Source organism: Psychrobacillus sp. NPDC093180 (genome assembly GCF_044754065.1).
Classification (GTDB): Bacteria; Bacillota; Bacilli; order Bacillales_A; family Planococcaceae; genus Psychrobacillus.
Map to the genome: position 1 here is coordinate 79,808 of NZ_JBIVOJ010000012.1, position 12,001 is coordinate 91,808.

Genomic DNA, 12,001 nt, shown 5'->3' on the forward strand with positions numbered 1-12,001 from the left:
TGTGGTAGTAATGCTCCATAAGCACATTTACACAACCAGCTAATGTTACAAATACTGAGGCAAACACGACTATTGAACAATAATGAGTTATCATCACCTGAAGCTATTGAATTTAAACTTTTTTAAGTAGAATGGAAAATCCTATAAAAAACTCCCAATGCATTGGAAAATAAAAGGTGATAAATTCCAAACAATATGAAGAATAATTGGTGCTAATAATCTATTGGTAAGATAATAACTATAAGATAAAACAATTGATAGCCAAAACAGTTCGGGAAAACTAATTAGAGACAAATGCCAACTAGAGAAAAGTAAGGACGTTAATATTATACTCATAAATAAATTAAATTTTACCGATAAAACGTGAAATATAATCCTTCTGAAAACCAGTTCTTCTACTAAAGGTCCGAAAATAACTATTGGAATAATCATAAAAGGAGAAGTATTTATATCACTAGTCGTAATATTTCCATTTGCAGTGACAACCAAAGATTTTACAAGTGTGATAATAATTATCCCAGCAAGGGCCATAAAATAACTAAGACAAATCACTGATATAGTTTTTTTTACTGTATACTTATCTTTTTCAAATACTTTTATTTTTAAATCTTCTTTCAAAAGATAAGAAATTGTAATTAATAGTAGAGGAAAGATTATGTAACTTAAAATCTCAAGTAATCGGTAACTGATATTGAAAAAATGAACCATTAAATCTAAAAAGAGCAGTGGGCAAAAGTAAATCAATAATGCATATCTGTAATTTTTTTTCATAAATCGCCTCATCTTTAGTAATTGAAGATTTTTTTTGAAATAAGCCTCAACTTAAGTTAAACAAAGCTTTCATAGTTATCAAGCATATGAATGTAATCCAGCAATAACTAAATTAACAAAAACTTGATTAAAAACAATTGTTCCAAAACCAACAATAGCTAACCAAGCAGTCCTCTCTCCCTCCCACCCCTTACTAATTCGAAAGTGGAGAAAAGCTGTATAGAATAGGAATGTTATGAGAGCCCAAACCTCTTTTGGATCCCAACCCCAAAAACGCCCCCATGCAAGATGTGCCCAAATCATAGCAAAGAAAAGACCACCTAGTGCAAATAAAGGAAAACCTATGAGAATTACTCTATACGAAATCTCATCCATCAAGGAAAGATTTACCTTATTGGTTAACGGTCTTAATAGTTGAGCCACTTTTTTTCGTGTAACTATACGCAACAATACATATAAAGTTGTTCCTGTTAAGAATGACCAAATAATTGTATTCAACTTTGACGCCTCAATCTTAACCGGAATCTCCAGTAGTCCAGGGTACAGATCAGCCTCTTCATAACTGTTTCGACCTTTGTCAATCGGTCTAACTGTGGTTGAGTTTGCAGGAACGACAATAGCAGGAATATGATAATGATATAATTGTATTTGTCCATCTTTATTTTCGTACTCATAACTTACACTATAGTCAATTGTTCTAAAAGTAGTAGTAATAGCAATAAAACCAATAACCACAACCAGTAGATATAATACAAATTCTAAAAAGAATACCCTTATATTATTTGAATTGGGATCTATTTTTTTTAATAGATAAATTAATCCTGTTACAAATGAAAGGGAAAGTATTGCACTTGCAATAGCAACAGTTAATACATGGATAGTGAGCCAATTACTTTGTAATGCAGGTATTAAGGGAGTAACTTCCTTTGAAAACATACTTGCATAAGCAATGATTAGTATTGAAATTGGCAATAAAAACAAACCCACAACTGCCTGACGATAAATAAAAAAAATAACAAAAAAAATCCCGATTAACATCATTCCAAAAAAGGTTAAAAACTCATAAAGATTACTAACGGGAGCATGTCCTGAAGCAATCCATCTTAATATAAAATAGTTTAATTGTGCTACAAAACCAATGCCTGTTAATGTCAAAGCTAGCCTTAAAGCTCCCTTTTTCGTAGATTTTACTGCTAAACCAAAAGGAATAATGGCAATTAAGTAAATAACAAATGAAAAATATAAAGACATGCTACTAATTGATATGAAAGAATTAAAAGTCATCTATACTCTCCTCTTTTTAAAATTTTATATTTTCAAATTAATCAAACCTGTTGTGTATAATATATCTTATCCAACCATTATTTTCTATGAATTGGATAGATGAATAGATTAATTTGGTCAAAATTGTGACAATTTAAATTTATACTTTTAATATAAGACACTTTTTTCAAAAAAACATTACATCTTGTAACACCAAACTCTCGTGAGGTTTTAAGCATAAAAATAGACCATCGAAATGGCCTATTACGATTGCGCTCTATTATAGAAGAATAAAATAAAACTCTCCATTAACTATACAAAACTTACACCCTTAACGAACCACGGAAACCCCTTGCAGCATAATAGGAATCTGCTCCATTATGATAAACAAAAACTGTATCATAGCGCCAATCACAAAAGATTGCCCCGCCGAGTTTTCTAATGTTAGCAGGCATTTGCACCCAGCTTGACGTTTTCTTATCGAAGCTTTCCAGTTCCTGTAGCTCTCGATACTGCTCTTCCGTTAACATTTCGATGCCCATTTCATTTGCCATATCAATAGCGCTGTTTTCTGGTTTGTGTTTTTTCCTTGACTCCAGTGCCTCTCGGTCATAACAAATACTTCTGCGACCTTTTGGACTCTCCGCGGAACAATCATAAAAAAGGTATTCTCCCGTTTTTTCATCATAGCCAACAACATCCGGTTCGCCTTCAGTCACTTCCATTTCATGAAGGGACCATAATTTTTCAGGATTAGCTTCGAGCTTAGCTTGTACATCATTCCATTCTAGGTCTTGATGACGGTGCATGTTTTTTTCAAAACGTAATTTTAATGAACTGAGAAGTTCTTCACGTTGTTCTAGTGATAACACTTTGTTTCCGTTTGACATATTCGTTTCCTCCTTGGTATTGCGACTCCATATATAGAAATCCTCTCGTTAGTTCAATTTTAATAACTAATTCAGCTTGTGTCCATCAATCTAAATCTCATAATCCTTAAAATTCTTGTTATCCATATGTTTAGCCATATTCTAAAAGGGAATATTTTCATATAAGTCAAATGAAAAGGAGTTTGCATATGCTTAATCATACAAAACACTATATTAATGGTCAGTGGGTGGATTCTACAGGTTCGGACACAATAGAAGTGATAAACCCGGCAACAGAAGAAGTGATTGGAAAGATTAGCAGTGGAACGGAAGAAGATGTCAATCGGGCGGTTCAAGCAGCAAAAGAGGCTTTTCCTTCCTTTTCTCAAATGTCAGTGGACGATCGGGTAAAACTTCTAGAGGATATTGCGAAAGAATATGAAAATCGCAAAGATGATTTGGTCAAGATAATGACTGAAGAGCTAGGAGCCCCCATAACAAAGTCGGAGCAAATTCATTATCAAATGGGACTTGCCCACTTTAAGCAGGCTGCAGAGGAATTAAAAACTTTCCAGTTCACAGAGGAAAGGGACAACTCTTATATTGTAAAGGAACCAATTGGCGTCTCTGGACTGATCACGCCATGGAATTTCCCTACCAATCAGATTTCTACGAAGCTAGCGAGCGCATTGGCAGCTGGCAGCACCTTAGTGGTGAAACCTGCATCTCAAACACCATTTGCAGCTATGATCATCGCGGAGATTTTTGACAAGGTTGGCGTCCCTAAAGGTGTCTTTAATCTTGTCAATGGTTCAGGTTCCGTCGTTGGAGAGGCCATTAGCTCTCATCCAGATATCGATTTTGTATCCTTTACTGGTTCAGGAGCAGTCGGAAGCAGTATAATGAAAAATGCTGCAGAGGATATTAAAAACGTTTCACTAGAACTTGGAGGAAAATCTCCTTTAGTTATTTTAAAGGATGCAGAGGTGAAAGAAGCAGCAAGAACAGCTTTAACTCAAATCGCAACAAATACCGGTCAAGTTTGCGCAGCTGCTACACGAGTAATCGTACCGGAAGAAATGCATGATGAATTCATCCAAGCAATGAAAGAATTAGTGGCCGAGTTCCCTGTTGGAGATCCACAGGACAAAAATACATTTACCGGTCCTCAAGTATCCGAAGATCAGTGGAAAACCGTTCAATCCTACATCCAAAAAGGAGAAGAAGAAGGAGCCACCCTTGCTATCGGCGGTCCTGGTAGACCAGATGGAATCGATAAAGGATTCTTTTCCAAAATAACCGTTTTCACGAATGTGCAAAATGATATGACGATTGCACAGGAGGAAATCTTTGGACCTGTCATGTCTGTTATCACATATAAAGATCTGGATGAAGCAATTGAAATTGCCAACGATACCGTTTACGGCCTTGCCGGATATATAGTTGGAAATAATAAAGAAGAACTGAAAAAAGTTGCTTCCAGCATTCGAGCAGGACAAATAAGAATCAATAATAGTAAATCAGATATATCCGCTCCCTTTGGCGGCTTTAAGCAATCTGGGATTGGTCGAGAATGGGGAAATTATGGAATCGAAGAATTTCTGGAACCAAAAGCGATTATGGGAATGCCTTCTAAATAAATAGAAGTTAAGCTGTCCAAGAAGTGTTTGGGCAGCTTTTTCTAGTGTGTTCTGACTAAGAATGAAAGGATTCTTGTAAAGCTTAGCATCTGTTAACTAAATAAATTAGAAATCCATAATCGGTCTGTTACATTCAATAAAGCTAAAACTCTAAAAGCAACTTTTTCAAAATCCTCTTCTGTTTTTGCATTCTCAAAATCAAACCATATCCCATCCACCTCTTCCGATTGTGCCCCTAACCTAAATCGTTTGTTTATACAATGTGCTGTAACTTTGTTAGGAGGGACTTGTTCACCAAAATACATTGTTACCCCATCTGTCGAACAAGTCGCCAATTCAACTATGAATGAACCTCCCCATCTGTTGAATTGAAAAGTAATTAAATCAATATTGTTTTCATTCAATCGTCTAAAGTGAGGGAATGATCCTTTAAATTCCAGTTTTCTTAAAACAGGTACCAAGATTTTTTTCAAGGCATTATCCATCATTTTTCGTTTATTTATTGACATTCATTTATTCTTCCTTTGTTAATATTAATTAAATTCAACTGTCAGGTTTGCAAAAATGCAACTCTTCTTAAGATTTTTTAGTTCAACTATTGAATCCACTCCATAACATACAGTTTTCGTTCTTTTGTATTTGAAATTGCAAGTATGTAGCTATTATCTTCCTCTAAATGATAAAAGTATTTATCATTTTTATTATAACTGACTGGATACTCTTGAAATAAACTTTCATAATTCTGCGTATTGTTTATTTCAGTCACATTTTTTTGAAAGCTTTGAAGGAGAGTTAAAACTGTATCATGGGATTTTTCATTAATGGCTGTCCAACCGTCTTTTTCCTTTAATTTATTTTCCAGAGACCTATAATGAAGAACCAAAAAAGTTTCTCCCTCACTTGGAAACCCATTTCTATTAGTAAATACTGTCTCCATCTTACTTGGTCTAGGGACCTCAAATCCCCAGTTCAATTTCCACTCAATAGATTGAGAAATATAATCGCGGTTAACAATAACAAGACCTACCAAGAAAAGCGGAATGAAAATCCAAATTTTTGTTTTCTTTTTCATATGACTACCCTTTCACATATGTCCTTTACTACATCTGATTTTTAAGTATGTGAATGAAAAGACGAAAAAGAGACCGTTCATTTAAAACAGCCTCTTTTTCCGTTAATTATTAACCTTCTAGATAATCTCTTGATTATTACATTGGTTCCTTCGGCGGTATCACCAAAATAAAGAACCCACCCTCCTTAACTTAGGAGAATACTGCAATTTTACGTGCGATTGATTCAGTTAAACGAGATGCTACTTTTGGAACAGCCCATTTAATAATTGGCGTTAACATTGCGCCAGATAATCCGCCTGCATGAACTTCCACTGTACAAGTCATTTCAGTTTTTCCGTTAAGATCAGTAGCAGTAAAGTGACCGCTTCCTTTAAAGTTGTCTGTTAATCCTTTTAGTTCAAACATAATATTGGAAGGTTCATTCCATTCAGTGATGTCAACCTGTGCCTGTATGGTTTTCTTAATACCTTTCACGTTACCTTCAAATGTCCAAATAGATTGCTTATCATTAATAATTTCATGTTCTTTATAGGCTGGTACTGTCGTTGCCCATTTTTCAAGATCACTGACATAATCCCAAACTGCTTGTACATCTACTGGAATTTCTACTGTATGTGTTCCTGTTGCCATGATGATCCCCACTTTCACTACGTCAAAATTGTAATTATACATTTCTATGAAATAATTAGTAAGCATAAGCTTACATCTCTCATTATACAGGATTGATCTTCGGTAAAAAGCATAAAAAATATAATTCCTATTAAAAATTGCACTATAAGAATCTGTTGAAGAATAACGAATAAAAATCTAAAACTTAAACAAGGCTTACTATTTCAGGATTTAATATAACCTTATGATACGTCCAACAATCAGAGTATTCTGTACCAATTTCGTGATCATGGAGGCAGACCCTGTTCATTCCATCACAGCCGTCAAGTCCACAACAACCATTTAATCTACTTATATCTGAATGGCGATTTGAATTGATTAAATCTTTGATGTTTATAATGATCGAACCTTTTAATAGATTGTAAGCTGTCTCCTCCTGAATTAGATAAAATCCTCTCGGAATATAATCTTGACCATCCTTTTCATTAATCAAGTTCAGGTCCTTCAATTCCGATAATGGTTCAGAAATCTCTAAATTACATGCTTTACAAATTAGTTTCAACTTGTCGTTACCTCCTTTTACATGAATATAGTTCCAGTCAATACTAAATTTCTGTTCCTCTTCATCTAAAACATCCGTTAGTTTAATAAGGGATCCAATTCAAAGTACTCCGTTAATGGCACTTTTCTACCTTCTTTATGCCATCTATGATAGGTATCAAAAACCTCCTTCACATTATTATTCGCCCGTACTTCTACTAAATACTTTATAGAAAGATAACTTCGCCAATAATCAAACATAATACTTGATAAGCTACCCAGGTATGAACTGCTGCCAAAGTTATCTAAAGAATGATTTCCATATTTGTTCTTGAAAGCTTCAAACAACTCGGCTTCTGCATTTGTTATTTCATTGAATTCCTTCTCACTTAATAATATCTTTCGAGGTAGATAAAAACACATTCCTTCCTCGAACCATATACTATCTTCTCTTTCATCATCAAATTCATCTAAAAATAAATCAGAATGGTGAGTAAGTTCGTGTGCTAATATTATAAATACCTGATTTTCAGAGTAGCTTTCATAAAATTTTTGTACATTAGGAAGTGCTTTTCCGTCCAATTGTCTTACAAGAATTTTCCGCCAAGTTTCTAGATCTGGTGACATATAAATTAAATCTTTATTAGTGTAAGCTGGTATTGGTATATCGGAAAAAACCTTAGTTGCTAATTCTTCGGTAGTCCATAAAATACCTTTTGGTAGTTCTGTCAAAGAATAATGATCCTCAAGTATTTTTTGGTACGCATTTAGCTTCTTACCAAATCTATATATAATATCTTGATACTTCTCATATTCCTCTTTCTTTTCAAAAGCATATACTTGTCTCATTAAGTTATCTCCCCTTCGTTTAAAAATGAAATAACCCGCCGCGTTAATACAATTTTTTAAAAATTTTACCCCTTCTTGAAGTGAAGTGCCTGTCAGTTTAAGAGAAAAAGCGACGTTTACTCCACAATCGCAATCGATTATTATTCAGGTTGCTACTTACTTTTTAGGCATAGTGTATGTCACAGAAAAACCATTGCTTTCTTCAATCTTTGTAAAAATTTCACTTAGAATTTCTAATGCTCTCTCATTTGATTCGTACTTCCCTAAAATTTTACTCCAGTGAACTGCAGCACTACCAATTACTCCTTCTATTTTCTTTCCATTTACTGTAATCTCTTTTGCGTTTATCAAACTTTTATCATCTTGTGTTGCAATCCAAAGCATAAATAATCATCCTTTTTGTTTATTTTCTCTCATTTGTGAATACAACAATCTAGTCCTATTACTCTTCCATTTACCTGCTCTTTAGTAAGAAATAAAGACTTATAGAATAATTGCATATTATATAAATGATGTGACTATAGATATTTATTTCTTACCTTTAAGCTCTAAAAGTATAGGTGCTATATTTAGTAAGATAGAAACAATTGTCAAAAACCATAATGCCCTTTCCATACCAGGTACTACATCCATTAAAGCTGACCAATCTTCCACTGTTACCCACCCAGATACAAGACTGTATTCTGAACAAAGTGTTAATGCTGTAAAAGATAATCCTATCGCCATAGCAAGCTTATAATCCTTTCCTACTTTATACATGTAGAGATTTATAATAGTTGCTACTATTGCGATAACCCCAAATATTATCCACATAACTATGCCTCCATATATTTTAATTTATATCGTGTAATTCTAATGTGCATCAACTCAATTCATTACTCTAATAAGACTTTAATACGTTAAATCTTATTGTATAGTAAATGCTCTTCCTTTTGTGATTTCATATTGAACAAATCTGCCGTGTTAGTCTAAAAATAAAAATTAAATTAATGAAACTTTCAGACAAAATGAAATGTATAAGAAATAGGAACATATGGAAAAGGGAGTTGAAGTTAATGAATATCGCTAATAAAGTTTTAATTTCATTTTGTATGCTTCTATTAATACTTATTTTATCAGCCTGTAAGCAAACTAAACAAACTGACGAGAACATAATTATAGAGAATGAACCATCTCAAAATGAAAAACAAAATATCTCCTATACTTTTAAAAATCCCAATACAGGCCAAGAATTTAATATAATTCATGCTTACATGTTATATGAAAAATATTTTGAAACTAAAAAGGATAATCCAAATGAATCACCACATCAATTATATAAACAGGTGGTTATCGAGCCTATATATGATGCTTGTTTTAAAGATGCCGAATATGATAAATTTAGTGTCTTTGAATGGACACCGTCAGAAAATGATTTTAATCATATCAAGGAAAAAATTGAATCACTGGAAATAGATCATATGAATAAGTTATTTGAGGAATCTCTTGTTAAATCCTCAGATATGCTTTCCTCAGATAAAAAAACGACAGTATGTGTGTTTCCTGAAAATAAAAGATTTCCATCTGACATGATCACATTAGGTACTGGGAAAATTACAGTCTTTCTCAGTGAGCTAAATAATTTCTTTAAATCAAGTGAGTTCGATAATTATACTAAATCAGGTATTTCACATGAATATCATCATAGTGTTTGGACTGAAATGCATTATTCAGAGGATTATTTTTTTACCGTTTTAGACAATTTAATCATGGAAGGGCAGGCCGTGATGTTTGAAACATTAATGTATCCTGATACAAATAGTGTTGAAGTTGTGCTTGACGAAAGTTTTAACCAAGAACATTGGAGACAAATTGAAACATATCTTGAAAGTAGTGGTACAAATGAGTTTATACTAGGCGGCACTAAGGGTTTACCTGACTACTATGGTTATAGTGAAGGTTATAAAATGATTAGATCTTATTTAAATTTGCATCCCAATTTGACAGTGGAAGAATGGACTTCCAAAAGTCCAAAGGAAATATTTGAAGAAGGAAATTATTTAGCTAATTACCAATAGATTCTCTATCAATGTTCTCCAATGATTTATGATTTCTTTCTACATGTTAGAAGTGGATTCTTTTGTTTATTTCTGATACCCTTCTTCCACTAAACTGCCCCTATAGTTGAAGAAGAAACGTGAAGCTTATTCAATAATCGCGTATAAAAAAACCGATATTATGCAACTCTGTATAAAAAGTTGCATAATATCGGCCTTGGTTACATTAACAAAGCCTATCCGTTTAAAAAATGATAGGAAAAGTAAATATTACGAAAGCTGCCCAAAGTCCGTAGATCGGCAAATACTTAGTGATAGCGTTTTGGATAGTGGAAGGTCCAGATTTGTTTTGAAGAAAACGGATATAGGAGAGCATAATCCAGATTAGATTTGCCCATATTAGTATGTTTACTCCTAAAACAGCAATTCTATTAGGCGTAATCCCATAAGAAGATAGCCTGAACACGATGGCTGACAAAGCCACACTGTCAATGATAAGCGCAAGAACAATTAAGGCTACATTTATATAATCTGAAATGCTCTTTTTCTTGTCTGAGTCTTTCTCGATGATGGAAAATATAGTAACAGCCAATACACCAAGGAGTATTCCGTTGAAGGCTATCAGGAAATTACGGTCCAAGAATGGATTTTTTCCGACCCATATAACAGTTATAAGATAGACCAACAATGTGACGAGGACAAGAGGACTAAAAATTTTAGCTATATATGGTGTAATATTCTTAGCAAGTTTAAGATTCATGGATACTAGGTATGCAGCCACAATTGCGAGAGCGGCAGCACCAAATAAAACGACGTTGCTAAAATAGAAGTCTTCAATATCCAACCCAACAAAGCTAAATAACTGCATGGTTAAAGCTGCTAGTACCATTCCGCTAACTGCCATGCTGGCGTAGAGAATACCATATTCCAAATTAAATTTAATATAGGCTAACCTTGCACTGCCTTTTGCATATTCATTTCCTGTAAATGCAAGCCCTACCAATACCCATAGGAATATAGGAAGGTGCAAATAAGCAAGGATAATACTGTCTTTATAATTCAATGGCAACATATTAAGATAAATCCCGGAAATTAGGAACAAAGCTACAAGGGAATAAATAACACTTTTTTTCGGAGCGTTATTGTAAACAAAGTAGGCAGCGATAAAGGGAATTATACCAAAAGCCAGGTTAATTGGAGCAATTGCTTCCTGTTCTACAAAATGGAAAATGATTCGAGTGCTAATCCCAGCGAGAATGGCTAAAATGCCCATGAATAGGAATCCTTTTTGAAGCATGGAGGATTTTTCGTTATTTACCATCTCCTTGAAATGCAATCTTTGATACCAAACACCAAGAACCTGGGAATCAGGATTTAGTTCCCATGCCTGTGAGAATGACTTTTTAAAAGTTTTTGGATCTGTTCTATACATTCTCTCCAGCTCCTGAGGATTAGCAATATTTTCAATTATCAAATTGTTAATGTCCATAGTTATACCTCCCCTTTTTAACTGTCTTCGTCACTTTTGTATTCTAAAATATCTCCTGGCTGGCATTCTAAAGCCTTACAAATTGCCTCTAAAGTAGATAATCGAATCGCTTTTGCCTTTCCGTTTTTCAATATAGAAAGGTTCGCCATTGTTATTCCAACCTTCTCCGAAAGTTCCGTTACGCTCATTTTCCTTTTTGCTATCATTACATCAATATTGATAATAATTGCCATTGTTAATCACCTCAGACCGTTAAATCATTTTCTGATTTCATATTGATTGCTTCTAGTAAAAGTTTTTGGAGAACAGCCGCAAATACTGCGATAACCATCGATGCAAAAGGAACAACCAATCCGACAAAGACAACTCCTGGTGCATCGTCTACTTCCGCAAAGATATAGAAGAGCGGCCAAACCAGCACATGCAAAATACTAATTGTGATGGCACAGTATTTGATTTTCTTTAAAGCATTTACAGATAAATCGGAGAAAGCTTTATTTTGGTCAATATAGCGTAAGAGTTTAAAGGCCTGATACAAAGCAATGTAAAAAGGTATAGCCGACATATCAAAAACGATGTAAACGAGATATTTTATAAAAGCAAACTCTGGAAGCAATTTTGCTGCAAGATTAGCCATCTCAGGCACCAAAAAGATGCACAGAGCAAGAACTGGGAGTCCTAAAAGAATAACAGCTATTTTTAAAAACAACGTTGTTACCTTTTCCATAAAAAGCACCTCACTTATTTTTTCTTATTTGATTTTAATACAAAATTTATCGTTTTACAATATCTTTTTATTCATTTATATAATATTTTTATTGTATATTTTTTAAGCAAAATAAAAAGTATTCCTCATTCAAAG

General features: G+C 33.7%; 15 protein-coding genes. 2 read left to right on the forward strand and 13 right to left on the reverse strand.

What is annotated here, in order from left to right; genetic code table 11:
- Positions 1-141 precede the first annotated feature (141 nt).
- The 3 genes from ACIP9W_RS17540 to ACIP9W_RS17550 form a co-directional block, all read right to left on the reverse strand.
- Positions 142-771: a CPBP family intramembrane glutamic endopeptidase gene (locus tag ACIP9W_RS17540; RefSeq protein ID WP_400791947.1), complete on the reverse strand. Its 630-nt coding sequence runs from the start codon at positions 769-771 to the stop codon at positions 142-144.
- 78 nt (positions 772-849) lie between these two features.
- Positions 850-2,055: a cytochrome c biogenesis protein CcsA gene (ccsA, locus tag ACIP9W_RS17545; RefSeq protein WP_400791949.1), complete on the reverse strand. Its 1,206-nt coding sequence runs from the start codon at positions 2,053-2,055 to the stop codon at positions 850-852.
- A 302-nt stretch (positions 2,056-2,357) separates the two neighbouring features.
- A complete protein-coding gene (locus ACIP9W_RS17550) occupies positions 2,358-2,924 on the reverse strand; it encodes a DUF4256 domain-containing protein (protein WP_400791950.1) in 567 nt (188 codons plus the stop codon).
- A 188-nt stretch (positions 2,925-3,112) separates the two neighbouring features.
- On the opposite strand from ACIP9W_RS17550, the gene ACIP9W_RS17555 reads away from it, so the two are divergent.
- Positions 3,113-4,543, forward strand: a complete 1,431-nt coding sequence (locus tag ACIP9W_RS17555) for an aldehyde dehydrogenase family protein (protein WP_400791952.1) — start codon at positions 3,113-3,115, stop codon at positions 4,541-4,543.
- Between the two features lie 92 nt (positions 4,544-4,635).
- Here the strand turns inward: ACIP9W_RS17555 and ACIP9W_RS17560 are convergent, their stop codons facing one another.
- The 7 genes from ACIP9W_RS17560 to ACIP9W_RS17590 form a co-directional block, all read right to left on the reverse strand.
- Positions 4,636-5,052, reverse strand: coding sequence for a DUF4304 domain-containing protein (locus ACIP9W_RS17560; RefSeq protein ID WP_400791954.1), 417 nt, complete (start codon positions 5,050-5,052; stop codon positions 4,636-4,638).
- Between the two features lie 86 nt (positions 5,053-5,138).
- Entirely contained in the window at positions 5,139-5,615 is a 477-nt protein-coding gene (locus ACIP9W_RS17565; RefSeq protein ID WP_400791956.1) for a hypothetical protein, read from the reverse strand.
- 190 nt (positions 5,616-5,805) lie between these two features.
- Positions 5,806-6,246: an SRPBCC family protein gene (locus ACIP9W_RS17570; protein WP_400791958.1), complete on the reverse strand. Its 441-nt coding sequence runs from the start codon at positions 6,244-6,246 to the stop codon at positions 5,806-5,808.
- 184 nt (positions 6,247-6,430) lie between these two features.
- Positions 6,431-6,787 (reverse strand): hypothetical protein, encoded by a 357-nt coding sequence (locus ACIP9W_RS17575; protein ID WP_400791960.1) that lies wholly within the window; start codon positions 6,785-6,787, stop codon positions 6,431-6,433.
- Positions 6,788-6,864: 77 nt separating this feature from the next.
- Positions 6,865-7,614: a hypothetical protein gene (locus ACIP9W_RS17580; protein WP_400791962.1), complete on the reverse strand. Its 750-nt coding sequence runs from the start codon at positions 7,612-7,614 to the stop codon at positions 6,865-6,867.
- Positions 7,615-7,770: 156 nt separating this feature from the next.
- Entirely contained in the window at positions 7,771-7,998 is a 228-nt protein-coding gene (locus tag ACIP9W_RS17585) for a hypothetical protein (RefSeq protein ID WP_400791964.1), read from the reverse strand.
- A 144-nt stretch (positions 7,999-8,142) separates the two neighbouring features.
- Positions 8,143-8,427 (reverse strand): hypothetical protein, encoded by a 285-nt coding sequence (locus ACIP9W_RS17590; protein WP_400791967.1) that lies wholly within the window; start codon positions 8,425-8,427, stop codon positions 8,143-8,145.
- Positions 8,428-8,669: 242 nt separating this feature from the next.
- Between ACIP9W_RS17590 and ACIP9W_RS17595 the strand changes: the two genes are divergently transcribed.
- Positions 8,670-9,671: a DUF2268 domain-containing putative Zn-dependent protease gene (locus tag ACIP9W_RS17595; RefSeq protein WP_400791969.1), complete on the forward strand. Its 1,002-nt coding sequence runs from the start codon at positions 8,670-8,672 to the stop codon at positions 9,669-9,671.
- A 223-nt stretch (positions 9,672-9,894) separates the two neighbouring features.
- On the opposite strand, the gene ACIP9W_RS17600 is transcribed toward ACIP9W_RS17595, so the two are convergent.
- The 3 genes from ACIP9W_RS17600 to ACIP9W_RS17610 are packed head-to-tail and all read right to left on the reverse strand — an operon-like array spanning position 9,895 to position 11,866.
- Positions 9,895-11,139 (reverse strand): DUF4153 domain-containing protein, encoded by a 1,245-nt coding sequence (locus ACIP9W_RS17600; protein ID WP_400791971.1) that lies wholly within the window; start codon positions 11,137-11,139, stop codon positions 9,895-9,897.
- Positions 11,140-11,156: 17 nt separating this feature from the next.
- A complete protein-coding gene (locus ACIP9W_RS17605; protein WP_400791973.1) occupies positions 11,157-11,372 on the reverse strand; it encodes a helix-turn-helix domain-containing protein in 216 nt (71 codons plus the stop codon).
- A gap of 11 nt (positions 11,373-11,383) precedes the next feature.
- Positions 11,384-11,866: a DUF2975 domain-containing protein gene (locus ACIP9W_RS17610; protein ID WP_400791975.1), complete on the reverse strand. Its 483-nt coding sequence runs from the start codon at positions 11,864-11,866 to the stop codon at positions 11,384-11,386.
- Positions 11,867-12,001 lie beyond the last annotated feature (135 nt).